Origin of the sequence: Halomonas sp. HP20-15 (assembly GCF_033446685.1) — a bacterium.
Classification (GTDB): Bacteria; Pseudomonadota; Gammaproteobacteria; order Pseudomonadales; family Halomonadaceae; genus Modicisalibacter.
The window spans coordinates 151,998-177,023 of the sequence record NZ_JAWQLY010000009.1 but is presented as its reverse complement, the minus strand read 5'-3'; the positions used below and the strand labels follow the sequence as shown (position 1 = coordinate 177,023).

Annotated in this window: 22 protein-coding genes; 12 read left to right on the top strand and 10 right to left on the bottom strand. The window is 59.4% G+C overall.

The genetic code is table 11. From position 1 onward, the window contains the following. Positions 1-2 precede the first annotated feature (2 nt). From R6258_RS13390 to R6258_RS13380, 3 genes are read left to right on the top strand one after another with little or no spacing between them, the layout of a single operon-like run. The gene (locus R6258_RS13390; protein ID WP_318451077.1) at positions 3-752 is read left to right on the top strand and encodes a F0F1 ATP synthase subunit delta; all 750 of its coding nucleotides are present in this window, start codon (positions 3-5) and stop codon (positions 750-752) included. Next, positions 733-2,271, top strand: a complete 1,539-nt coding sequence (locus tag R6258_RS13385; RefSeq protein WP_318451075.1) for a F0F1 ATP synthase subunit alpha — start codon at positions 733-735, stop codon at positions 2,269-2,271. The genes R6258_RS13390 and R6258_RS13385 overlap by 20 nt, the downstream gene beginning before the upstream one ends. Continuing rightward, positions 2,268-3,140 (top strand): FoF1 ATP synthase subunit gamma, encoded by an 873-nt coding sequence (locus R6258_RS13380; RefSeq protein WP_318451073.1) that lies wholly within the window; start codon positions 2,268-2,270, stop codon positions 3,138-3,140. The genes R6258_RS13385 and R6258_RS13380 overlap by 4 nt, the downstream gene beginning before the upstream one ends. Before the next feature lie 15 nt (positions 3,141-3,155). On the opposite strand, the gene R6258_RS13375 is transcribed toward R6258_RS13380, so the two are convergent. Both R6258_RS13375 and R6258_RS13370 read right to left on the bottom strand, forming a co-directional pair. Further along, on the bottom strand, positions 3,156-3,680 hold the full coding sequence (locus R6258_RS13375; RefSeq protein WP_318451070.1) for an outer membrane beta-barrel protein: 525 nt from the start codon (positions 3,678-3,680) through the stop codon (positions 3,156-3,158). A gap of 48 nt (positions 3,681-3,728) precedes the next feature. Beyond that, the gene (locus tag R6258_RS13370; RefSeq protein ID WP_318451068.1) at positions 3,729-3,917 is read right to left on the bottom strand and encodes a hypothetical protein; all 189 of its coding nucleotides are present in this window, start codon (positions 3,915-3,917) and stop codon (positions 3,729-3,731) included. A 295-nt stretch (positions 3,918-4,212) separates the two neighbouring features. Between R6258_RS13370 and R6258_RS13365 the strand changes: the two genes are divergently transcribed. After that, on the top strand, positions 4,213-4,764 hold the full coding sequence (locus R6258_RS13365) for a hypothetical protein (protein WP_318451066.1): 552 nt from the start codon (positions 4,213-4,215) through the stop codon (positions 4,762-4,764). 46 nt (positions 4,765-4,810) lie between these two features. On the opposite strand, the gene R6258_RS13360 is transcribed toward R6258_RS13365, so the two are convergent. The 6 genes from R6258_RS13360 to R6258_RS13335 all read right to left on the bottom strand — a co-directional run bounded on the left by R6258_RS13360 (position 4,811) and on the right by R6258_RS13335 (position 11,504). Next, complete coding sequence (locus R6258_RS13360) at positions 4,811-5,308, bottom strand: phasin family protein (RefSeq protein ID WP_318451064.1); 498 nt, start codon at positions 5,306-5,308, stop codon at positions 4,811-4,813. 237 nt (positions 5,309-5,545) lie between these two features. Further along, complete coding sequence (locus R6258_RS13355; protein ID WP_318451062.1) at positions 5,546-6,241, bottom strand: helix-turn-helix domain-containing protein; 696 nt, start codon at positions 6,239-6,241, stop codon at positions 5,546-5,548. 10 nt (positions 6,242-6,251) lie between these two features. Further along, the gene (locus R6258_RS13350; RefSeq protein WP_318451060.1) at positions 6,252-6,497 is read right to left on the bottom strand and encodes a hypothetical protein; all 246 of its coding nucleotides are present in this window, start codon (positions 6,495-6,497) and stop codon (positions 6,252-6,254) included. A gap of 296 nt (positions 6,498-6,793) precedes the next feature. Continuing rightward, entirely contained in the window at positions 6,794-8,116 is a 1,323-nt protein-coding gene (locus R6258_RS13345) for an erythromycin esterase family protein (RefSeq protein WP_318451058.1), read from the bottom strand. 200 nt (positions 8,117-8,316) lie between these two features. Beyond that, the gene (locus R6258_RS13340) at positions 8,317-10,236 is read right to left on the bottom strand and encodes a heavy metal translocating P-type ATPase (protein WP_318451057.1); all 1,920 of its coding nucleotides are present in this window, start codon (positions 10,234-10,236) and stop codon (positions 8,317-8,319) included. Between the two features lie 158 nt (positions 10,237-10,394). Then, the gene (locus tag R6258_RS13335; protein ID WP_318451055.1) at positions 10,395-11,504 is read right to left on the bottom strand and encodes a histone deacetylase; all 1,110 of its coding nucleotides are present in this window, start codon (positions 11,502-11,504) and stop codon (positions 10,395-10,397) included. Positions 11,505-11,835: 331 nt separating this feature from the next. Between R6258_RS13335 and glgP the strand changes: the two genes are divergently transcribed. The 3 genes from glgP to R6258_RS13320 all read left to right on the top strand — a co-directional run bounded on the left by glgP (position 11,836) and on the right by R6258_RS13320 (position 15,758). After that, positions 11,836-14,319 (top strand): alpha-glucan family phosphorylase, encoded by a 2,484-nt coding sequence (glgP, locus tag R6258_RS13330; protein ID WP_318451053.1) that lies wholly within the window; start codon positions 11,836-11,838, stop codon positions 14,317-14,319. Between the two features lie 179 nt (positions 14,320-14,498). Continuing rightward, positions 14,499-15,440, top strand: a complete 942-nt coding sequence (locus R6258_RS13325) for a DnaJ C-terminal domain-containing protein (protein WP_318451051.1) — start codon at positions 14,499-14,501, stop codon at positions 15,438-15,440. Positions 15,441-15,443: 3 nt separating this feature from the next. Further along, positions 15,444-15,758, top strand: coding sequence for a chaperone modulator CbpM (locus R6258_RS13320; RefSeq protein WP_318451049.1), 315 nt, complete (start codon positions 15,444-15,446; stop codon positions 15,756-15,758). Between the two features lie 4 nt (positions 15,759-15,762). Here the strand turns inward: R6258_RS13320 and R6258_RS13315 are convergent, their stop codons facing one another. After that, entirely contained in the window at positions 15,763-16,497 is a 735-nt protein-coding gene (locus R6258_RS13315) for a murein L,D-transpeptidase catalytic domain family protein (RefSeq protein WP_318451047.1), read from the bottom strand. A 72-nt stretch (positions 16,498-16,569) separates the two neighbouring features. Between R6258_RS13315 and R6258_RS13310 the strand changes: the two genes are divergently transcribed. From R6258_RS13310 to R6258_RS13290, 5 genes are all read left to right on the top strand, one after another. After that, the gene (locus R6258_RS13310) at positions 16,570-18,216 is read left to right on the top strand and encodes a L,D-transpeptidase family protein (protein WP_318451046.1); all 1,647 of its coding nucleotides are present in this window, start codon (positions 16,570-16,572) and stop codon (positions 18,214-18,216) included. Positions 18,217-18,474: 258 nt separating this feature from the next. Beyond that, entirely contained in the window at positions 18,475-19,218 is a 744-nt protein-coding gene (locus R6258_RS13305) for a sulfite exporter TauE/SafE family protein (protein WP_318451044.1), read from the top strand. A 153-nt stretch (positions 19,219-19,371) separates the two neighbouring features. Beyond that, positions 19,372-20,004: a hypothetical protein gene (locus R6258_RS13300; RefSeq protein ID WP_318451042.1), complete on the top strand. Its 633-nt coding sequence runs from the start codon at positions 19,372-19,374 to the stop codon at positions 20,002-20,004. A 232-nt stretch (positions 20,005-20,236) separates the two neighbouring features. Beyond that, positions 20,237-23,908, top strand: a complete 3,672-nt coding sequence (locus tag R6258_RS13295; RefSeq protein ID WP_318451040.1) for a chemotaxis protein CheB — start codon at positions 20,237-20,239, stop codon at positions 23,906-23,908. A gap of 50 nt (positions 23,909-23,958) precedes the next feature. Then, positions 23,959-24,366 (top strand): response regulator transcription factor, encoded by a 408-nt coding sequence (locus R6258_RS13290; RefSeq protein WP_318451038.1) that lies wholly within the window; start codon positions 23,959-23,961, stop codon positions 24,364-24,366. Between the two features lie 124 nt (positions 24,367-24,490). On the opposite strand, the gene R6258_RS18895 is transcribed toward R6258_RS13290, so the two are convergent. Then, positions 24,491-24,847 (bottom strand): general stress protein, encoded by a 357-nt coding sequence (locus tag R6258_RS18895; protein WP_412176377.1) that lies wholly within the window; start codon positions 24,845-24,847, stop codon positions 24,491-24,493. Between the last annotated feature and the right edge of the window lie 179 nt (positions 24,848-25,026).

Below are 25,026 nucleotides of genomic sequence, written 5' to 3'. Positions count from 1 at the left end.
CGATGACCCTCGACTGGTGGACCCTGGGGCTGCAGACCCTTAACGTTCTCGTCCTGCTCTGGCTGCTGTCACGTTTTCTTTTCAAGCCGATAGCGGCAATCATCCTCGAACGCCAGCAAGCAGCCAACCAGCTGCTCGACGAGGCCGCAGCCGCCAAGGACGACGCCCGGCAGGTTCGTGAAGCGGCCGACCAGGCCAGGGCCGAGGCCGACCGCCAGCGTGCCGCTGCCCTGCAAGCGGCTGAACGTGACGCCGACCAGGCCCGGCGCCAGCGCCTGAAGGAAGCCGAGGCCGAGATCGACCATCTCCATCACCAGGCTCAGGAGTCGCTTCGCGCCGAGCGACAGGCCCTGCAATCCGACATCGAGACACGCGCCGGTGAGCTGGCGCTGGCTATCGCCGGCAAGCTGATGCAGCGCCTGCCGGACGGCGCCCGGATCGAGGGTTTCATCGAGGGTCTCGTTGAAGGGCTAGCTTCGCTGCCGGCTGAGACACGTCGTTCGTTGAACCAACCCAACGCCTCCTGGCGTCTCACGGTTCCCCGGCCACTGACCGACAACGAGCATCGCGTCTTGAATGCCGCCCTGCAGCAGGCCGTGGGGGGCGCAACTCTGCCTGAAGTCATTGTCGACCCCGGGCTGATCGCCGGGCTGGAGCTGGAAACCGAGCATAGCGTGGTACGCAACAGTCTGCGTGCCGACCTGGCACGCCTCAAGACGGAAATGTCACTGCATGACATCGAACAGTCCTGACGCCACGGCCAATGCATGGCTAGCCCGCAACCAGGCCACCCTTGAGCGCACGCCCTTTCGGGTCGAGATCGGCGAGATCGGACGCGTCACCCAGATCGCCGACGGCATTGCCCGGGTTTCCGGCCTGCCGAGCGTCAAGCTCAACGAACTGCTGCGCTTCATCGATGGTAGCCTCGGCTTTGCTCTGACCCTCGATGCCAAGCATATCGGTGCCGTGTTGCTGGACGATACCGGGAGCATCGCCGCCGGCAGCGAAGTGCATGCCACGGGCGAGATTCTTCAGGTGCCGGTCGGCGAGGCGCTGCTGGGGCGGGTAATCGACCCCCTCGGTCGCCCGCTGGACCGCGACGAGCCGCTCGAGACCGATACCTCGCTGCCCATCGAACGAGCCGCGCCTGCCATTATTGAGCGCGACCTGGTCAACGAGCCGCTCGACACGGGATTATTGGTAATCGATGCCTTGTTTCCCATCGGCCGCGGTCAACGCGAATTGATCATAGGCGATCACGCCACCGGCAAGACCTCGCTGGCCGTCGATGCCATCATCAATCAGCAGCACAGCGACGTGATCTGCGTGTACGTCGCCGTTGGTCAGCGTGCCCGGGCGGTACAACAGGTCATCGAGTCCGTGCGTCAATATGGCGATCCGAGCCGTTGTATCTTCGTTGTCGCCGCCGCGTCGGCCGCCGCCGGCCTGCAGTGGGTCGCGCCGTTCTCAGGCTTTAGTGTCGCCGAGTACTTCCGTAATCGTGGCCAACATGCCCTGGTGGTCATCGACGATCTCAGCCAGCATGCCGCCACCCATCGCGAGCTGGCCCTGCTGACCCACGAACCGCCGGGACGTGAAGCCTACCCCGGCGATATATTTTATTTGCATGCCCGCCTGCTCGAGCGGGCCGCCAAGCTCAGTCCCGAGCGCGGTGGCGGATCACTGACGGCGCTGCCGATCGCACAGACCGATGCCGGCAATCTCTCGGCCTATATTCCGACCAACCTGATCTCGATTACCGATGGGCAGATCATGCTCGACACCCATCTGGCCGCAGCCAATCAACGGCCTTCGGTGGACGTGGGCCTGTCGGTCAGCCGCGTGGGAGGCAAGGCCCAGCCCCGCGCATTGCGCGACGTGTCGGGCCGGTTGCGACTGGAATATTCGCAGTTTCAGGAACTTGAAATATTCACCCGCTTCGGCGGACTCAGCGACGCCCACGTCAAGCAGCAGATCATGCGTGGACGCGGCATCCGCGCCCTGCTCACCCAACCCCGCTTCGACGCCCTGCGCCGGATCGATCAGATCGCCCTGCTGGCGGCCCTCGCCGAGGGCATCTTCGATAACTTGGCGCCGCCACGCATCGCCCTGCTAAGAAAGCGCCTGCCGGGCTGGCTGGATGCCCGGCTGGGCAATGATATGCCCGCTGCCGAGAGCCTGGCCGTCGATGCACTCGACGACGCCTTGCGCTGTCGACTGATCGAGGAAGTACAGGCCCTGGCAACCGATATCGCAGGGTCATCTCAATGAGCGGTCGACTGAACGACGTCACAGCCCATCTCGGCACGACCCGAGAACTTGGCCTGGTAATCACCGCCATGCGCGGGATCGCTGCAGCCCGTTCGCGCGAGGCTCAGCAACACCTGCAAGGTATTCGCGCCTATGCTGACATAATCGGCACCGCCATCGGCGAAGCCTTGTCACTGGTCAATGTCACGGGACGGGCGGATGTCCTATCGCCGAAGGCTCAGCGGCACCTGCGCATCGTTTTATGTGCTGAGCAGGGTTTTGCCGGCGGCTTCAATGAGCGCATTCTGGAGAAAGCGCTGGAATCCGGAAATTCACTGGATGCCCCCCTGTTCCTGGTGGGTGAGCGCGGCCTGATACTCGCTGCAGAGTGGGCAATGGCACCCACATGGTCGTCCTCCATGGCGGTTCACACGGATGCAATGCCCGCGCTTGCGGGGGACATTACCGAGGCGCTCTATGCGGCACTCGACGACGCCGTTCCCACCCGCGTTACGCTCATACATGGCCTGCCAGGTAAGGCAGAAGCCCAGTCCATTGTCAGCCGCCCTCTGTTACCGTTCGACTATTCGCGCTTTCCCGTGGCTCGCCATGGCCGACCTCCGCGGGTCACGCTGGCTCCCGCCCAGCTGATTGCCAGCTTGGCTGAAGAGTATGTCTATGCCGAACTGCACGAAGCCCTGATGCTGTCGTTTGCCGCCGAGAATGAGGCTCGTCTACAGGCCATGGTGGCTGCCCAAGGCAATATCGAGCAACGCCGCGATGCCCTGCTGGCCGAATTCCGCCGCCTGCGTCAGGAAGAGATTACCGAAGAGATTGTCGAGCTTGCCGCCTCCCGACTGGGAGAGCGAGGGTCGGACGCCCCTCCATGACGGGGCTCGGTAACGTCAACGAAAATGGTAAACCACGCCCACACCGATCGAGTCGAATATGGCTTCCGAGGTATCGGCATAACGCATGTAGTCCGCGTTGATCGCCAGATTCGGCGTGATGCCCAACTCTGCCCCGAACCCACCGGACAGATCGGAAACGTTATCGTCTCCCGGGGTAAAATCACCACCGAGCGTACTGACGCCCAACAATGCGTAAAGATGCAACTTTTGGTCTATAGGAAGAGCCAATTTGCCATAAACGCCCGCCAGATAGTCCAGTTCACCTTCACTGCGCTCTTCTTCGTCGGAGCCTCCCGTTGCCAGATGGCCTTCCACACCCAGGAATTCGTTATATAACTTTCCGGCACGGAACCGTACTCCCATGTCAGACACTGCAGATGCTTCTTCAGGATCATATTCCCAGAAAAGGACATCGACAGCGAAGTACTGCTCGCTATGGCCGCCGTGATACGCTTGAGCGGGTATTGCAAATAGCCCGACACAGAGGACGGTGCTACCGAGCATAACGCGGTTTTTCATGGTCAACTTCTCTCCGGCCAGGCTTTGTCCTTGCCTCTCGGACGAAGCTCAAGCGGCGTGTTCCTTGTTCAGGCGTTTTGCCTGCGCTTCGGCGTTTTCCTGGCTGTCAAAGCGATCCACGACCAGGCGATCCGAGTGCTGGCTGGGCGCGCGGCTGTCGACGATCCAGTACTCCGCTGTCTCGTCAGCGCTCGCTGGTGATACACAAACAGCCTTGTAAACATGATAAATAGTCATGCTTAACCCCACCTTTTATTGAATTAGCAAACGCTTCACCTTAACTATATTGGAGTATAGGCACATCAATTCAATTTCGTAAGCGATATAATTTTCAAAACCTTGCTCAACATCAAGGTTTATTCACCCTTCGCCATGTATGCTTTTGAGAGCTATCAATCTTATCCATTAGGCAGTATTCATTTAGCCATATCACATTCACCATCTAAATCCACAAACCCGGCCTGCAGCGGGGTTAAGGATTTATCAATACTGACCGCCCAATACCTAAATTAGATTATGTCAAGGTTATACCATGCAAAACAACGTTTCCATAATGCCAGTGTCCGACTCTGGCATTCTCCGACAAGCCATCGAGCATGAAGCCAGCGAGAAGGGACGCTATCACATTCTTGCTTTACGTTATCTCACGTTACGAAACAATTTGTCCAAATTGATGAGTGACTTGACCAGCGAATGCCAGGGCCGGCTGGATAGGCTCATCGAAACGGATATAACCCATGAGGTGCCTTACGACGTTTTCTTGACGACGCCTTTATTATTCGACATGTCTCAAAAAGGCAAACACTTCTTCTTCCTGCGCGAAGCGGTAGCTTTCCAGTCACTGGACGAGGCGCATTTTCTCGCCCATAGCTCTTTATGTCGGTATCGGACATGGGTCCGGCACCTCAGCCACGGGAACTTGCGTACCCTGTTAAACGATATTCTTGCCCAGAAAGAGGCCGAATGCAGAATCCTTCACGCCTTTCAGACTCACTGGCCCGAAACGCCTTCCTATCCTGGGTTCGAAGAGCGGTCAAAATCCGAGAGAAATGAAGCCGAAAGAAAGAGGCAAGGCGCAGAATGAGGGGGCTGTTCGCCCCCTGGAGACTGGATGTTCAGGACGGGCAAGGTTATGTCCGGCCCTTGGCTTGCCGAGAAGGCTCCTGCTGTGCGCCGCTTTTTGAAGTCGTTTTGCTTGTCCTGGCTTTGGCTGTATCCACCTCTTCATGCTCGAAATCTTGTACAAAAGTGACAGCCCGCTGACTGGCTTCATCGATCTGGTGGGAAATGTCTTCAACCTGATGGGATATCTGGCTGCCCACTTCGGAAAATGCCTCACTCAGCTCGTCACGAAATTCCATGCCCAAGTCGGCCATGGTTCGGAAATCGTTCATCATCTGATCCAGCCAGCTGCCGAGCCTCTCGCCGTAATGCTGAACGTCGCTCATATCCTGCGAGCCATTGGTCGCTTTCAAATGCTCGGCGCCCAGGTGGTTGTACCGCTGCAGCGCCTCCAATTGAAACTGGATGGTATTCTGCATATTGTTGATGATGGCGTTGTTGAGCTTGGCCCACGGTTCGAAGGCATTGAATACCTGGCCAAAAATGTTACTCGGCTCGCGCTGCATAAGTGTATCCTCCTGTTAACAAGCGGTGGGTCATCTTAATAGTCAGGACGCTGAGGTAGGACAGACATGTAAAGTTTTCAATCAAACCTGACACATCAGCATACGCCCTATTTTAATCCAGTCTACGCACAGTTAGCCGCGAGAACCTTGACGCAAGTCATAATCTAACGCACCAGCACCGGCTGATCTTTCATCGCTTTAGCGCTAGTAGCGCACACCCATTTATAACATATTTTATTATTTTTCTGACTCAGCGACCTGTTTCAAAGCATGGACATCATGGATACAGTACTCGTGTCCCTTGGCCGACATAATACCCATTTTCTGGAAACGGCTAATCAGGCGACTGGTGGTTTCGAAAGCCATGTTTAGATAGCTGGCTATCTCGCAACGCGACATGGGCAGCCGGAAACGACATGAAGAATATCCCTGTATCTTAAAATTATGAGACATGGCAAGGAAAAAACGGGCCAAGCGGAGGTCGGACGGCTGGGCCATCATGTGACGCAGGCGTATATGTTCACGCTGCATGGCACGGCTCAAATAGCTCAGCAACTGCAAGTGGTTCTGGTAGTCACCGGGAAAATCCTCAATTCTCGCAAAAGGGATCTGCATGATGCCAACCGTCTCCAGCGCCGTGACCAGCCCCTGATAACGCCTATCCACGATTGCATCTAATCCGATGACGTCTCCAGGAAGCAGAAAATGGGTAATCTGCTCGTCACCATCGTGGCCCCATTGGCTCTGCTTCAACATGCCGCAGCGCACAATGTACAGGCCATGAAATACATCACCCTGGCTGACGAGCACTTGCTTTCTCCGCAGAGCTGGGAGCGTACGCGAAACGCGCCTTATCGCCTCAGATTCTGGAAAATTGGTCGGTTCATCAAGTTGCCTCGACCATTGAGGCATCTGGGTTTGGGCTGTCTTCATGAAGAATTCCTCAAGTACCTTTCTTGCATGAAGCCTTGTCAGCTTCGTCAGGCTGGAAAAGCAAATCAAATGCTTTTCTACCAGCGACTGTTTTACCGGCCTTGGCGAGCATCTGGAAGTCGCTGTTTCCACAAAACAAGCAACAAGGCAAAGCATCCTGCTTTTTTGCATAAATCATGGCCTTGCAGGCACAACACTCGAACAAGCGGCGATTTTCTCCAAATCTTTTATCAGAGTTATACATAGCATTCAGCATAACCTCTTCCTTCCTTGGCTAGGTTATTTTTCAATTTAGCGACAACTAAAAAACATCATTATCAAGGTTGCCACACATTACGCAGGATAGCCCAACCCGCCTACCCCCAGATTAAAAATCTGGCAATCCCGGAAAATAGCACCATCCCAACCAACAGAATAAGAAGCTTTTTTAAAAAGAAATTAATTTTAACGTAAAGTTACCCAGCATCGATCAGTTCGGGTTTAAAGTTTAACTTTTCCAATGAAAAACTTACCCATAAAACATTAGACTCCCAATCATTCCTAAAGAAAATTTTAGATCCCAAATGGATACGTTTCGGGTACGTCTTCCCGCTGCCAGATTTCATGCCTGTCGAAGGGCTCTACGGCGGTCGTTTCGTCAAGGTGAAAAATGGCATCGAACTGAGTGGGAAGCGATGCCTGGAAATAATGGCTGACGCGCTCCGTGTCGGGGCGATAGATTACTCCGATAGCCCGCTCGAGCAGCCTGGCCCGCAAGGGATCGGCATGAGTGGCTTCGAGCGGCAGGTAAAAGCGATCGAGTCCACTGGCGTGAAAGAGACGTTCATAACTGTCTTCGCATGAGGGCCGGACCCAGCGATGTTCAACGGGCGCATCCCAATCCCTGGCGGCCGAGACATACCCCGTATGAGTGGTGAATCCGACAAGCAGTACACGCTGGGGGCCAAAACGCTGCCGAACCAGCTGACCGACGTTATGCTGGTGATGCACCCAGCCCATTTCCGTTCCGCGGGCATCGCCCAGGTGGGAATTGTGCGCCCAGACTACGATACGTCCACGACCGCCCTGGCTGCGCAGGTAATAGTGCAACTCAGCCAAGGTATCCGCCATATGTTCATCGCGAAGATTCCAGGTATCGACCCGCGTTCGGAACATGGCACGATAGTACGCCTCGGCATTGACTACGACCCGTGCATTCTGCTCGGCAAAGAACTGTTCGTCCGAGGCCGGGCGCCCGTCATGGGCCAGATAGCCTTCCGCCTTGGCGAGCAGGTCGCACAATAGCCTGATCGAGGCCTCTTCACAGGATTTACTCAGGCCGAAGGCGGCATCGCGGCCATAATGGAAAGGATCTCCGTGGTGGTCGAGGCACGCATATCCCTGGCGAGCCAACTCGGCTTGCTCAGGGTCGACCCGTGACAAGTAGCCGATCACGGCCTCCGCTGAACGATGCAGGCTATAGAGGTCCAGTCCATAAAAGCCGACCTGCGCCGCCGACGGTCGAGCGACATTATGTTCGTATAGATCGGCAATAAAGTCCCGGACGTCATTGTTTCGCCACATCCACCGAGGAAAGCGCTGAAAATCATCGAAAGCCTCCATCAACGAGTCCTGGCTGGCATCTCTGATATAGCGATTGAGGCGCAAGGCGTCGGGCCAGTCTGCTTCGACCAACACCGCCTCGAAGCCCTTTTCCTCGATCAGTCGCTGGGTGATCTCCCCTCGCATGAGGTAGAACTCGGCCGTGCCATGGGATGCCTCGCCGAGCAACACGATATCCCTGTCTCCTGTTTGCTCCAGCAAAGCGTCATAATCGCTTGGGCGCTCTTCGAGCCGTGTGGCAAACCGACGAACACAGTTAAGGGGAGTGACCATACAGAACTGGCGCCTTCAAGACCCATTCCCCACAGAGTCTAGGAGACCGGCATGCGCCGCGTGGAGCTAGACGCCAAAAGCTTGTCATAGCGCAAGAATGGAAGAAATCAGCGCTCGTTAAACGCGATCCCTACGTCGAGGCACGCCGGCTTCGACTCTCGTCGTAGCGCGTTGACCGACAAACGGCTGACATCGAAACTTTATAGGGCTTCGGTCGCGGCCGGTAGCACGTGGCTTGGGACATAATCGGAAAGCTGACGAGGCGTAAACGCGGCTCGCAAGGCATTCATCACGGCCAGCACATCGATGATTTCCTGCAGCAGCGCTCCGTTGACGGGTGGCAGGTAACCTATGGCTGCTATCCCCACCGCTACGAGACTCAGCCCCATGCCGCCAATGGCGCTCTGCAGGGCGATGACGCGCATGCGCCGGCCGATATGTAGCAGTTCATCGACGCGGCCCAGGGTGCTGTCAAGCACGACGGCATCGGCGGCTTCCGAGGCGACTTCGCTGCCTTGGCCGAAGGCGACTCCGACGGTGGCCGCAGCCAACGCCGGTGCATCGTTGGTGCCATCCCCCATGAACAAGGTCGGTGCACGCTGCGTCGCCTCACGTACGAGAGCAAGCTTCTGTTCTGGACTCTGGCTGGCATGAATCTCGTCGATACCAATTTGATTGGCCAGGTAACGGACCTCGCTCTGGCGATCCCCCGAGACGATCATCACCCGCTCGAAACCGTGCAAAGGCGACAGGTGGTGGATGAAGTCGCGCCCCTCCAATCGCGGTTCGTCGCGTAACCTGAACAGGGCCGAGTAGGTCTCTTCGACCAGCACGATACATTCCAGCCCGCCGGCGGGTGGTGGCAGCAGCGCTGCCCAGTTGGGATGGTCGGACAGGAACTTGCTGCGTCCGGTGACCCTGATGCGCTTGCCCGCCACGCTACCCTGCAATCCTTCTCCCGGGCGTTCGCTGACCTCATCGGCGTCACTCAGCGCCAGATTTTCCTTTCGGGCCGCTGCCACGATGGCGGTGGCCAGGGGATGTCGGGAGTAACGCTCAAGACTGGCGGCCCAAGCCAGTACGTCTTTATGCGCCACACCGGGCGCCGGCAGGATCTCACTGACGATCGGGCGGCCGTACGTCAATGTCCCGGTCTTGTCGAAGATCGCCACCCGGCAGGTGGCGATCCGCTCGAGCACGCCGGGGTTGCGGATGATGATCCCGCGTCGCGCGGCGAGTGAGACCGAGCCAATCACTGCGACAGGAATGGCGAGCAGCAACGGGCATGGCGTCGCCACCACCAAGACGCTCAGAAAGCGCACGGGATCGCCACTCGCCGCCCAGGCCAACAAGGCGATGCCTAGGGCCAGCGGCGTATATAGGCTGCCAATACGGTCACCCAGACGGCGAAGCCGGGGGCGGCGCTGCTCCGACTCGCGCATCACCTGCATTATCTTGGCATAGCGCGAATCGACGGCACGCGTGCTGGCCTGGACCGTCAGCCTCCCTTCGCCATTGATGGCACCGGAGATCACCGCGGCGCCTATAGCCTTGGGCAGCAGGTAGGGTTCGCCGGTAAGATAGGCCTCGTTCATGGTGCTCTGCCCATCGACGACGATGCCATCGACCGGACAAGTCTCGTGCGGATAGACCGAGATCCTGTCACCTATGGCGATATCTCCAAGGGCGACATCCTCGACCTGTCCCTGGCAGTAGCGATGCACCACGCTGGGCATGCGATTCGCCAGCGCCTCGAGCGCGAACGATGCACGTCGTACCGCCCAACCTTCGAGCGCCTGCCCGCCGGACAACATCAGCACGATCAGCGCCCCCGCCAGGTATTCCTCGAGCAGCAGAGCAGTGAGTATCGATAGCCCGGCCAGCAAGTCGGCTCCAAACTCGAGATGTGCCAGCTTTCTCGCCAACACGAGCAGCAGGGGGAAACCGGCAACCAAAGCCACCAATAGAGGGATATCGACCATGGCGACCCCCGAGGGAGCGGCTCGATAGCCGAGTCCAAAACGCAATACGAGATGGGTGCCGATGGACAATAGCGCCACGGACGCAATCAACAACTCCCGGTTGCCGGCGAGCCGGTCACGAAAAATCGAAATTCGCATCGTCATCGCTCTCGTAGCGTCAGCCGCCAGGCGTGAAGGAGCCAGGTAAAATATATGAATATCTTGGCGTACGGCTTATTGGTTGCCACTGCTAGCCGGCGAGGAGATAAACTGTCTGGAAAACTGCACGCCGCTTGCAGGCCACATGCCAGAGGAAGTCAGCGATCGTCTTCCGGGACGATGAAAGCATCGCGATGAAAATCGATGGCTTCATCGACCTCCTTGAGCCCGATGATACCGGGCACGGGAGGCTCGCCCCCCGCCAGCACCTTAAGCACACTCTTCGTACCTTGCGCCAAAGAGGTCAGGTTGTATCCACCCTCCAGCACGAAGGCCAGACGCCCATCGCAGTGACGCCGGGCCAGGTCCTGAAGGATGCCGGCCATGGCTCCAAACCCCTCATAGGAAACGCTGAGAGCCAGGTCGTTCCAATGCGGGTCGAACCCCGCCGAGACGAGAATCAGGTCGGGCTGGAACCATTCGGTGGCGGGCACGAGAATGTCGTGGAAGGCCTTGATGTAAGCGGTGTCTCCGGCACCGGCTGGCATTGGCACGTTAACCGTCGTGCCTTCTCCCAGCCCGCCTCCGATATCTTCCAGATTGCCCGATCCGGGAAAGAAGGGGGCGGCCCGGTGAATGTCGAAAAACAGCACACTGGGATCGGCCCAGAATATCTCCTGCGTCCCGTTGCCATGATGGGCGTCCCAATCGACGATCAAGACCCGCGAGCAGCCGAACTCGGCCCTGGCATGCGCGGCGGCCACGGCAACGTTGTTGAACAGGCAGAATCCCCGGGCGCGGACCGACTCGGCATGGTGGCCGGGGGGACGAACCAGCGCAAAAGCCGACTCCGCGCGTCCCGTCATGACCGCTTCCACGGCCGCCACAGCGGTACCGGCGGCCACTTCCGCCGCTTCGATACTGCCGGGCGAGACGGCGGTCGTATCGACATCGAGCCAGGCCTTCTTGCCACGCAACTGATTAATGGTTTCGAGATAGCCGGTCGTATGCACACGGCCAAGTTGCTCGGAAGTGGCCTGGGCGCCCGCCTCGAAGCGCACGCCGGCGACGGGATCGTGCTCGAGCAACTCGAGAATCGCAGTCAGACGGCCGGGATGCTCCGGATACTTCCAGGCCACCCCTAGCCCGGCCAGCGTCTCCCGAAGCCGCTTGTCCATACGACGGGAAAGAAATGTGCCATGACCGTCTGGTTGATGTGCCAGCACACGGTCATCGTAAAAGACTAGAACACTGTCCCTATCGGCCACTTCGCCTCCTCCGGGAGCTTGCCCGCTTCGACCAACGTGTACGGTAACGCAAAAAAACATCGATAGGGTAGCCAGCAAGCGAAGCCTGCCTTTCATGAAACAAGGATACGAGTCAATAAATCCCTGATTTGCTCGGCGGATGCCGGGGGTATCTCATTCCCCTTGCGAATTGCTGTCTATGCTGACACCTAGGGAAGCCTAGCGGTTTTCGCATGGTCGGTGCGGCCCTCCTGGCCGTCAGGATAGACATAACGGTTTCGCGACGTTGCCAATATCACGCTTTAACAAGATCACCGCCAGCCTATGTGCGGACCTGGAAGGGTTCGATGTCTTGGCCGAGCTTGCCCTGGATTTGCGCTCTTCCTGGAACCATACGACAGATCGGCTATGGCGGATGCTAGACCCTGAGCTGTGGGAGCTGACCCATAACCCGTGGGTCGTATTGCAGACAGTCTCCCGGCAAACGCTGGAGCGACTACTCGCGTCGCCTGATTTTCGCCAGGAAATGGAAAGCCTTCTCCAGGCTCGGCGATATGCCAATGAATCCCCGTCCTGGTTCCAGCATGCCTATCCGCGCGATGCGTTGGGCACGGTCGCCTACTTCTGCATGGAATTCATGCTCAGTGAAGCCTTGCCAATCTATTCCGGCGGGCTGGGTAACGTGGCAGGAGATCAACTGAAGGCCGCCAGTGACCTGGGCGTGCCGGTGATTGGCGTGGGCCTGTTGTATCAGCAGGGCTACTTCCGCCAAGTCATTGATCAGCAAGGGAGACAGCAGACGCTATTTCCGTACAACGACCCGGGGCAGTTACCCATCGTCCCTTTACGATCCTCCGATGGTGAGTGGTTACGGATCAGAGTCGAGTTACCGGCACATTGCGTCTGGCTACGTGCATGGGAGGCCCAGGTCGGCCGCGTGAAGCTCTACTTGTTGGATAGCAACGATGCAGCCAACGTTCCGGCGCATCGTGGCATTACCAATGACCTTTACGGCGGAGGGGCCGAACTGCGACTGCAACAGGAGATAGTGCTGGGTATCGGTGGCTGGCGCCTGCTGGCGACCTTAGGCATCGAGCCGGATATCTGCCACCTAAACGAAGGGCATGCTGCGTTCGCCGTGCTGGAGCGAGCGGCGCATTTCATGCGTACACATGCCCTGCCATTCGACGCCGCCCTGGACATTACCCGCGCGGGCAACCTTTTCACGACCCACACGGCGGTCGCGGCAGGCTTCGACCGCTTTGAGCCCCACCTGATCAGAAAGTACCTGACGGCCTATGCCGAGCAGATGCTGGACATGACCGTGGAGTCGCTTCTTGCGCTGGGCCGGCAAGTGCCAGACGATTCGCACGAACCCTTTACCACCGCCTACCTGGCGATACGCGGCAGCGGTGCGGTGAATGGCGTGAGCCGTCTGCATGCTCGCATCAGTCGACACCTGTTCGCACCGCTCTTTCCGCGCTGGCCGATTCACGAGGTCCCGGTTGGCCATGTCACCAACGGCGTGCATGTACCCAGTTGGGACTCGGTGGCAGCCGATCAATTATGGACGGAGGCCTGCGGACACGACCGCTGGCTTGGCGCGGCGGAGGATGTCGGCGAGCCGATCCGGCACATCGCCATCGCCCGACTGTGGCAATTCCGGCTAGCGGCAAGCACGGCACTGGTCGATTACATTCGCGAGCGGCTGTCTCATCAGTTGGCATCATCCGGTATGCCCCAGCATGACGTCGAGGCGGCAAGACACATCTTCGACCCCAGCATCCTGACCCTGGGCTTTGCCCGCCGCTTCGCCGAGTACAAACGGCCCAACCTGCTCTTGCATGATCCGGAGCGCCTGCTCCGGTTATTGAATGATCCAGCGAGGCCCGTACAACTCGTCATTGCCGGCAAGGCCCACCCGGCAGACTTGGCCGGTCAGGCCATGATTCAGGCATGGCTGCGCTTCATTCACCGCCCGGAAGCCCGGGGGCGCGTCGTGTTCTTGAGCGACTATGACATGCAAGTTGCCGAGCAACTGGTTCAGGGCGTCGATGTGTGGCTCAACACACCACGCCGTCCCTGGGAAGCGAGTGGCACCAGTGGCATGAAAACACTGGTAAATGGCGGTTTGAACCTATCGGTCCTTGATGGCTGGTGGGCGGAGGCCTTCAACCCCGGCGTAGGATGGTCAATCGGAGACGGCCTTGAGCATGATGACGTTGCAGCCTGGGATGCTGCCGAAGCGCAGGAAGTGTACGAGCGGCTCGAGCGGGAAATCGTCCCGGCGTTTTATGAACGTGACGAGTCAGGAGTCCCCGCTGCCTGGGTCAGCCGCATGCGGGAAAGCATGGCCACGTTGACGTCCAGGTTTTCTACCAACCGTTCGCTACGCGACTATATCGAACGGTATTACCTGCCCGCGGCCAAGGCCTTTCGCCATCGTGTCGCCGAATTTCACTGCGGCGCGTACCTCCATCGCACAAGGCCCGACCAGCAGCTTTTCGACTTGCGCCGCTGGGCTAGCGTGCATTTCGGCACGGCTTCGGCGGTGGGCGATGACAGCCAGTGCCGCTTCGAAGTCGAGGTCTACCTCGGCGACCTCGCTCCCGACGTCGTACAAGTTCAACTCTACGCCGATGGGCTCACAGGCGGGGAGCCTGAAATCATTCCCATGGTGTGCGTGCGACAATTGCCAAACGCCGCCAACGGCTATGTCTATGAGGTGACGAGCCCCATGCATCGGCCTGATACCGACTACACGGCCAGGGTCGTCCCCTTCCACCGTGATAGAGCAGTCCCCTTGGAAAATCAGCACATTGCCTGGCAGCGCTAACTTCCTGGTTGTTCAAGCAAGCACCTGGATTGTTGACGATGGTCAAGCGCACGACCGGAAAGACGCGTTAAAACGAAAGCGGTTTCCTTACGTTAAAGGAAGCGACACCTGGCCAGCCAATATTTCCTTCGCCAACCAGTGTGCCGCCCCACGTAGCCCATCGAGAGTGGAGCGATTCCGTGGAATTCAAGGACTATTACCAAGTGCTGGGAGTCGATAAGACCGCGGCCATTCCCGATATCAAGAAGGCTTATCGCAAGCTAGCGCGCAGGTATCATCCCGATATCAGCAAGGAACCCGATGCCGCGCTGCGCATGCAGGAGATCAACGAGGCCAAGGCGGTGCTCACCGACCCGGAGAAACGGGCCGCCTACGACCAGCTTGGCGAGCGCTATCACGCCGGGCAGGAGTTCCATCCGCCTCCCGATTGGGATGCCGGTTTCGAGTTCTCGGGCAGCGGCTTCGAGGATGTCGACCTGGGCGAGTTCAGCGACTTCTTCGCCAACTTGTTCGGTCATACCGGCCGGGGCACCGGGCCCCGCGGCCACCAGGGCTATCAAATGCGCGGTGGCGATCGCCACGCCAGGATCTTCGTCGACCTGGAGGATGCCTATCAGGGTGCAACGCGCGTCGTGACGCTACATGTACCGCAGACCGACGCTCAGGGGCGTGTCTCGTTGCATGAGCACGAGCTCAAGGTGCATATCCCCAAGGGCATCAAGGAGGGTCAGCATATTCGCCTGGCGGGTCAAGGCCACCCGGGGGTCGGCGGGGGTGAGCCTGGCGACTTGTATCTGGAACTGCATTTCACGCCGACCCCCGACTATCGTGTGGAGGGCAAGGATGTCTTCGCGACGCTGCGGGTCGCCCCCTGGGAGGCGGCCCTCGGCGCCGCCATCGACGTTCCCACGCCCTCCGGCCAGGTCCATCTGAAGATTCCCAAAGGCTCGCAGGGCGGACGAAAGCTACGCCTGAAAGGGCGCGGCATTCCCGGCTCCGCCCCCGGCGATCTCTATTTTATCCTGGAAGTGGTGCTACCACCGGCCAATACCGACAAGGCGCGTCAGTTCTACGAGGCAATGGCGCGTGACATGCCGTTCAACCCGCGTCAGACGAGGTGAGTCATGACTGAAAAAAATACAGTCAACGGCGAGTTACTCGACGAGACCAGTTTATCGCTGGAAGAATTCGCGCGCGCCTGCGCCGTAAAGCGCCAATGGGTGGTGGAACGGATCGAAAGCGGCATGCTCGGTGATGGCACGCGCTACGCCTCGCAATGGCGCTTCACCAGTCGCGACCTGACCCGAGCTCGGCGCCTGCGTCAGATGGAGTTCGATTTCGAGGCCGACCCCGAGTTGGCCGCCCTCGTGGCAGACCTGTTCGAGGAGGTGGATCGCCTCAGGGCACGGCTCCGGGCCGCTGGGTTGGACCCCAGGTGAGCCGCTACTGGCTGGCCAGTTGAGGTGTCGCCCCCTCGCAGTGCAGGAACGTGGAACTCTCTAGCCACTCATCATCGGGATAGTAGACGAATAGATACTGCCCGTCCTTGAGGCTGTCGATCAGCGGCGAGGCGATCTCTTCGCGTACCGCCGGACAGCCGTGGCTGCGACCTAACCGTCCAGTGTGCTCGATGAAAGCCTCATCCACATAATCCGCGCCATGAATGACGATGGCTCGCTCGAAGGCCTTATCATTGACACCCGGTTCCAGCCCTTCGAGCCGCAGAGAATAGCCGTTCCTGCCTTGGTAGCTATTCAGGGACCTAAACAGGCCCAGGCTCGACTGCCAGCTATCGGGCACGTTGGAAAAGGTCGTCGCCCGATTATTGCCGGATCCACGACCATGCGCGACGAGCTCCTTGAATGCCAGCGTGCGGGAAATGAGATCGAAGACCCATAGCCGGGGCTGTGTAGACGGCAGAGAGTAATCGATGACGGCCAGCCGCTCGGCGTCCGGTTCGGCGCAAGAAATGGCTCGCGCCGCCAAACGCAGCGCGCGACTACTGGCATCGGGGGCCAACCGGGATAGCGTATGGGCCAGCGTCTGGGCCCGAGAGACGTGCATGGTGACGCCGCCGACCCGGGACAGGAACTCCCCGGCCCGGGCCGCCGGCGCCGATGATAGCAGGACGCAGGCCAGCGCAACGGCCAATGAAGATAGTGCAGGGATACGTAACATGAAAACGGTACCTTTCCTGGAACACGCCAGACAATGGCTACTGAGATAGTACCCGAGGCATCGAGGATCGACATGCCGAAAACCAGCGAGGTATGCCTAATGGGCCTGCGAATAATGGCAAGTAAAACTCTGCCGCGGTGGCTGTTGCTGCTGCTGGCATGCTTCGCTGTATCGGCACATGGAAGCGGCGAGCCGGGATCGGAAAGTATCGAAGAGGCCATTGCCCGTTACTTGCCAGACGGTGATCGGCTGCTTCAAGAGATCTATGCACGAGACGGTTTCAGACCGGCATGGGGTGATGAGGCAACCCTTGCAGCGTTCATCGACGCCTTGTCCACGCTGGCCGATGACGGCCTCGATCCGGCCGACTATGCACCGGATACCCTCAAGGCCGAATATCGGCAAGCGCACGGTACGCGGTCAGTGACGCAACTGGCGCGCTTCGATATAAACGCGACTCGTACCTTGCTGCTGGCACTGCGTCATCTGCAGCGTGGCAAGGTCGACCCCTATGCCGTCAATCCCCGCTGGGAGGTTCCTGTCGCGGAAGCGAGGCTGGACCCCTCGGTCGTATCGGCGGCCATCGATACCCGCCGGTTCTCGCAGGTCTTCGCCGATGCAAGGCCACCCTACCCGCCCTATGAAAGGCTGCGCTCGGCACTCGCCAAGTATCGCCAGATCCAGGCTCTTGGCGGCTGGCCGACACTCCCACCCCGGGAGCAATCGCTGCGCCCAGGCGAGACGCATGAAGACGTTCTGCTTCTGCGTCAGCGGCTGGCAATGACCGGCGAGGCGACACGATCCCCCACCGAGGCCCCCTCTTCGCCGCCGAAGTATTATGACGAAGCCTTGGCCGCGGCGGTTCGCGACTTCCAGCAGCGCCATCTACTGCAGACCGACGGTATCGTTGGCTCACGGACCCGGGCCGCACTCAATGTCCCGGTAGCAGCCCGCATAGACCAGATACGGGTCAACCTCGAGCGAGCACGCTGGCTACTCCACGATTTGCCTGACACTTTCGTACTGGTCGATATCGCCGGCTACCGGCTCAGCTATTTCCGGCCCGACGGGCGGATCTGGCGCACCCGGATCGTGGTCGGGAAGCCTTACCGACAGACCCCTTCGCTACGCTCCGAGATCACCCATGTCACGGTCAATCCTACCTGGACCATCCCGCCGACGATCCTGCGCCAGGACGTATTGCCTGAGGTGCGGCGCGACATTGGCTACCTGGCACGTCATCGCATACAGGTACTGGATCCCGCGGGGCGCCCGCTCGATCCAGGCCTCATCGATTGGGCCCGTCCCGGCAACGTAACGCTACGCCAGACGGCCGGCCCCGACAATGCGCTCGGCAGGGTCGCGATCCGCTTCCCCAACTCCCATTCCGTCTACCTCCACGACACCCCTGCGCAAGCCCTGTTCGACCAGGAGCAACGTGCCTTCAGCTCGGGCTGTATCCGGGTCCAACAGGTTCAGGAACTCGTTCAACTGCTGTTCGACGATACCGGCACCGCTCAGCATCTCCCGTCGCTGCTTGCCACCGGTCAGACCCGTAATGTTCCCCTGGCTCGGACGCTGCCGCTCATACTAAGTTACTGGACTGCCCAGGCGAACGAATATGGGCTCGTCACCTTTCGACCGGATGTCTATCAACGCGATTCCGCCGTGCTTACCGCCCTGGACCGACCCCTTGCAATTCCCGGCGTGCGCCCTTGATAGCTCCAGTTGCGTCCTGAGCCAACCTGTGGACGCCCTAGCAATGGGTGAGCGAGAAGCGGCCTCTTGCTCACTGTCTTTAGCCATTCTCCTTAACATGGGCATCAGGCTGCGCTCGCTGGCGTTTCGAACGTCCGGGTTGCTGGGCACACGCTTCATGACAAGCCCCGTCCTCGTTTCACGCCTGCCATGCGATTGCCAAGCAGTGCCGGCCGGCGCACACTGCCGAGCGAGCCCTACCGCGAGCCCGGATGCGTTGTGACCGCTGAAACGATCGCCATCATCGCCTGTGCCTATCTCGTGGCGGCCTTTGTCAAAGGGGCTACCGGCCTGGGATTCTCGACCTCGGCGCTGCCGATACTGGCGCTCGGCCTGGGTCTGAAGTCCGCCATGCCGCTGGTCATCATCCCCTCGCTGATCAGCAACGCCATCGTCATGGTTCAGGCCGGGCACTTCCGGGAAACCACCAAGCGTTTCTGGCCGATGTTCGTGGCTACCATCCCGGGTTTGCTGCTCGGCCTTGCCGTGCTCGATCTCATCGACAGCCTGGTCGCCGGGGCCATTCTGGGGATGGTGCTGATCGGCTACGGCACGTTCACGCTGTTTCGTCCCGGCCGGCCGATCCCGGACAGCCTCGGTCGCAAGCTTGCGCCGCTTTCGGGCTTTCTCACCGGAATGATCAATGGCATGACCGGTTCGCAGGTGATGCCGGTGCTGCCCTTTCTGCTCGCCCTGCGACTCGATCCCCAACGCTTCATTCAGACGATCAATATCTCCTTCAGCCTTTCGAGCATCGTGATGGCACTAGGCCTGTCTAAGCTCGGGCTGATGACGCTCGAGACGATCTGGATTTCCCTGGCGGGACTGATCCCGGTCTACCTGGGCACCAAGCTTGGCGGCTTCGTGCGCCAACGCATGGACGCGGAGACCTTCCGCAAAGTGATCCTATTGATGCTGATCGCTTTCGGCGTGGTACTGGTTGGGAAGTCCACCCTGCTGTAGCGCCCGCCAGGCCAGGACGATCATCTATAGTTGAGCCCGATACGATCGGGTGCGGTAAAACATCGCACACGGGCCTTATCAATTGATTTGGGTGACACAAGAGGGGCACTATCATTCCACGCGGTGACACACCCGGTTAAAGGATGCATCGACATGCTGGAACTCTCGATACTGTTTCTGATTTACGTTGGCGTTGCCCTCTCCATCTACCAACTCTACGACATCTATTGCAATCAGAGTCAGAGCATCGAAGAGGAAGACGAAAAGACCCATGCGCGCAGACAAGTTCTAAAAAGTCTGGCGCTCAAGGCCGATGAACATGCACGAACCGGTGAATCTTCAGGCTTCATTCAAGCGGTAAAGGCCATTTACGGACCCGATATTGATCCGCGCATGGTATTGACTGCCTTTAGCGCAGAAAAACCTCAAGACAAGGCGGAAGCATTGCTGCGCCGGAAAAACAACATTGTCGTAAATGGCAGGATAAAGATCCTTCATCTTTCCTTCTGGAAAACGAATCCGCCGGCAGTGGATATCAGGGGCACGCTACTTACGGTTATCATTTTCAACTCGCTCGCAGTGCTTTTTCTGGGTGGCTTGAGCGTTTACACCATTGCCTATGAAGTTTCGATTGATTACCTGACGTGGGCCAATAGTAGCCTCGTCTTGATGTTGCTGGTTTATAGCTTGATCGTGCTTACGCATCTCCTGGCGAAGTTCGACATGTACATGCACGATATCCACCAGATCGGCCAGCTGAACGCTAGCTTTTCTAGCCAGGAATAGCCGACTCCCTACGCCACGGCGCTCCTCCCGGGGCGCTTTTTTTGCGCGCTCGCCGGGAACGTGCCGCGGTCACGGTCATGGCGTCCGTGGCGCGTTTGCTGCTCAGGGCTTATATAACGTTATAGCTGCGCTCCGATGCGCCGGTTCGCCCTGGCACTACGAGCCGGGATGCTTGAGGATGGGAGCTATAGCAGACCCGCTAGCCGGGCGATGAGCGAGGATTGGAACGCCGATGAGCGAAGATCAGCAGCATACCAGCAAGAGCGAGACGGATGGCCGCACTCCCACCACCGTCGTGGGGATCGGTGCCTCGGCCGGCGGACTCGCGGCGCTCAAACGGTTCTTTTCGAACGTTAGCGCAGATTCGGGGCTGGCCTATGTCGTCGTCATGCACCTGTCCCCCGAGCACGAGAGCCATCTGGCCGACCTGCTACAGCCTCACTCGAAGCTGCCGATCCAGCAGGTGACGGAAACCGTGCCATTGCTGGCGGACCATGTCTACGTGATCCCGCCCGGGCGCAACCTCAATACCGTCGACACCCACCTGCGGCTCTCGCAGCTGGAAGACAAGCGCCGTGAGCGCGCGCCCATCGACCATTTCTTCCGCACGCTCGCCAATACGTTCGATGGCAATTCGGTGGGGGTGATCCTCACCGGCACCGGCTCAGACGGCACGCTGGGCATCAAGGAGATCAAGGCGCACGGCGGTATGACGGTGGTCCAGGACCCTCGCGAAGCGGAGTTCGACGGCATGCCGCAGAGCGCCCTCTCCACCCGGCTCATCGACCGGGTTCTGCCGCTGGATATGATCGCCGGCGAGATCGTGCGCTATGCCACGACGCAGCCCCGGGTCGTGGTGCCCGAGAAGGGCGAAGACCCGGATGAGGCCCAGCGCAACATCCAGCAGAAAATTTTCGCCCAGATTCGTGCGCGCTGCGGGCGCGACTTCACCCGCTACAAGCATTCCACCGTGATGCGTCGCATCCAGCGACGCATGCAGCTTCATCATATCGAGGAGTTGAGCCAATATCTCGACATGCTGCGCGAACAGCCCGAGGAGACCCGCGCACTGGCCGACGAGTTCCTGATCACCGTGACCAACTTCTTTCGCGACCGGGAAGTCTTCGAAGCGCTGGAAAAGGAGGTCATTCCGCAGCTGTTCGCGGACAAGGGACCAGGGGATCAGATCCGCATCTGGTCGGTGGGCTGCGCGACCGGCGAGGAAGCCTACTCGCTGGCCATGCTGCTGCTGGAGGCGGCGGCGCGCCACGACAGCCCGCCCCAGTTGCAGGTCTTCGCCTCCGACCTGCACGATCACTCGCTGAAGACGGCACGCGAGGGGCTGTATACGGGGGACATCGAGATCGACGTATCCGCCGAGCGCATACGCCGCTTCTTCGTCAAGGAGAACGGCGGGTTCCGGATCCGCCGGGAAGTCCGCGAGATCGTCGTCTTCGCCCCTCACAACCTGCTCGGCGACCCGCCCTTCTCCAAGCTCGACATGATCACCTGTCGCAATGTCCTGATCTATCTGCAGCGCGACGTCCAGCAGGATGTGATCGAGGTCTTTCACTATGCGCTGAACCCCGACAGCCACCTCGTGCTGGGCAGCTCGGAAACGGTCGACCGGTCCGATCTGTTTCATGTCGAGAACAAGCAGCTGTGCCTGTATCGCAAGCGCAACGTGCCCACCCATGGCCTGCACCTGCCGGTGTTTCCGTTGTCCCAGAACCGAAGAGGCTCCCAGGATGAGGAAAAAGCGGAAGCCGACCCGCGCACACCCCGCTCGTACGGGGTACTGCACCAGAAGATGGTCGAGCGCTATGCCCCGCCGAGCATCCTGGTCAATCCCGATCACAAGGTCGTGCATTTCTCGGAGCATGCCGGGCGCTACCTGATCCATCCCGGTGGGGAGCCGACCTCGAGTGTGTTCAAGCTGTTGCGCGAAGAGCTGCGCCTCGATCTGCGCGCCGCCCTGGTGACCGCCGACAAGGACAAGCAGCCGGTTCGCTCGAAACCCATTCCTCTGCGGCTGGAAGGCGACCAGAGCAACGTCATCATGCATGTGCGCCCCGCCAAGGAGCGCGAAGACCAGGGCCTGACGTTGGTGATCTTCGAGGAGCGCTCGGAGATGGCCGGAACGCCATCCCATGACCCCGACACATCGAACGAGGCGTCTTCGCGGGAACTCGAGGCGGAGCTGGACCTCAACAAGCAGCGCCTGCAAGCGGTGATCGAGGAGTACGAGACGGGCCAGGAGGAAATGAAGGCGGCCAACGAGGAGCTGCAGTCGGCCAACGAGGAGCTGCGCTCGACGATGGAGGAGCTCGAGACCTCCAAGGAGGAGCTGCAGTCGATGAACGAGGAGCTCGCCACGGTCAATCAGGAAAACCGCCACAAGGTCGAGGAACTCAGCCAGCTTTCCAGCGATCTGCAGAACCTGCTGACGGCCACCGACATCGCCACGATCTTCCTCGACCGCGAACTGCGCATCCTGCGTTTCACTCCCCAGGTCGGCACGCTGTTCAACATTCGCACCGCCGATCGCGGCCGGCCGCTGTCGGACCTGACCCACCGCCTGGGGTACGACCGGCTGACCGACGACGCCCAGTCGGTACTCGACCACCTCACGCCGGTCGAGTACGAGCTACAGGATCAGAGCGGTCGCTGGCACCTGACCCGCGTGCGCCCCTACCGCAACGTCAACGACCGCATCGACGGCGTGGTGATCACCTTCGTCGACATCACCGCTCGCAAGCACTTCGAGGAGGACCTGCGCGCCAGCGAAGAGCGTTTCCGGGTACTCGTCGACACCTCGGCGCAGATCATCTGGACCGCCAGCGCCGAGGGCGCCGTGGAAGAGGACTCGCCCTCCTGGCGAAACTACACGGGACAAACCTACGAGCAACTGAAAGGCTGGGGCTGGGTCCAGGCCATCGAGTCCGACGACCGTGACCAGGCCCAGGCGGCATGGCGGCAGTCCCTCGAGACGGGGGCACCACTGCACAACGAATTCCGGCTTTATCACGCCCCCAGCCAGCAGTATCGCTGGACCGAGGTCAGGGCCAGCGCCCTGCGCGCGCCCGACGGCACGATTCGCGGCTGGGTCGGCATGATGAGCGATACCAACGAGCAAAAGCTCGCCGAGCGGGCCCTCAAGGAAGTCAACGAGACCCTGGAGTCCCGGGTCCTCGAGCGTACACAGCAGGTTCGCGATCTGGCCTCCAAGCTGACCATGGCCGAGCAGGAGGAGCGTCGGCGGGTATCCCAGGTGCTTCACGACGACCTGCAGCAGCTCCTCTATGGCTTGCAGATGCGCATGCGCATGGCCCAGGAGAAGCTTAAGGCGTCGAGCAATAAGGAACTGGACGAACTCCTCGCCGGCACGCAATCTTGGGTGGTTCAGGCCATCGAGACGACTCGCCAGATCACCGTGGACCTCAGTCCTCCCATCCTCAAGAAGGAAGGACTCGCCGATGCTCTCGGCTGGCTGAAACGGCAGATGAAGCAACTACACGGTCTCGAGGTAGACGTGCATACCCTACGTCCACCCGACACCCTCGATGAAAACATGCGCGTGTTGCTTTTCCAGGTCGTCCGGGAACTGCTCTTCAACGTGAAGAAACACTCCAATGTCGACCATGCGCGGGTCGAGCTCGAGCAGACGGGCGAGCAGTTAAAAATTCGCGTCAGCGACTCGGGGAATGGTTTCGATCTCACGATCATGGAGGCGGAACAGGATGAGCATCCCGGGTTCGGGTTGGTCAGCATACGCGAGCGGCTACACTTGCTCGGTGGTCATATGGAGATCGACGCGGCGCCCGGCGCGGGTACTTCTATACTGGTAATGGTGCCGGTGGAACGCGAAGTGGAGAAAGAGACTTCACGGGCGCCTTCCAAATAGTTTCCTGACATTTTCCGGTAATTTCGCCGTAGGTTTCAAAGGATTGAACAATGGCCAAAGAGAACGTGGCACGCATCTTCGTCGTCGAAGATCATCTCATCATGCAGGAGATGCTCAATGAATTCATTTCCCAGGAAGCGGACCTGGAAGTCTGCGCCACCGCCAGTTCCGGTGAGGCGGCTCTGGAAAACCTCGCTGAGGCTTCACCCGATCTCGTGCTAATCGACTTGTCGCTGCCCGGGCTCAGTGGGCTCGATCTCGTCACTTCGCTGAAAGCCCGCTATCCCGAACTGCCGTGCGCCATTTTGTCCGGCCACGGCGAACGCCACTATGCCGAGCAGGCCATGGCCGCCGGCGCCCAGGGTTATGTGCTCAAGGGCGACCCCGACGAGCTGCCGCTGGCCATCCGCCTGATGATGCAGGGCGAGCGCTATATCAGCAAAGCCCTTCAGTATTGAGCAGTTGAGTGTGCGACTGAAAACCCGTAAAACAAAAAACTGCCGGCAGCAGGCTGCCGGCAGCGTATGGTACTTTCTTCGAGGCTTCAATAAGCCTTCTTAGCAAGACTGTCGGTTGGCAAGATTAAGATTTACGACCACCACTGTTGCTGTTCTTGCCGCCCTTTTGGCCGGCTTCAGAAGCCTTTTCAGGATCGTTAGCGAAGTTTCCACCGCTGTTATGGCCACCTTTCTGCCCTGCTTCCGATGCCTTCTCGCGGTCGTTGGCAAAGTTGCCGCCACTGTTATGCCCACCTTTCTGACCAGCCTCGGAAGCTCGCTCGGGGTCGTTGGCGAAGTTGCCTCCGCTTTCCTGACCGCCCTTGTGACCGATCTCTTCGTAGAACTCCTTATCGTGAGTCTTGGAGGTGGTTTCTCCGCCTTTCTTGCCCGCTTCGTTTACCGACATCTTGCCTGACTTTGAATTCTGCTTATCAGCCATTTCCTTTCTCCTTACTACTCGGTTTCACTGACAAGGAGATGTTCACCATTGCGAACCCAACTGGCGTAACAAATCCCTCTATTACGCTAGCGGCACGGCCGTTAGCCAACAGCGTTTCCGTGCTGTCGAATCAAGAGTAGAAGGGTGTTTAACGTTTCGCAAATATGCATCAGGGATGG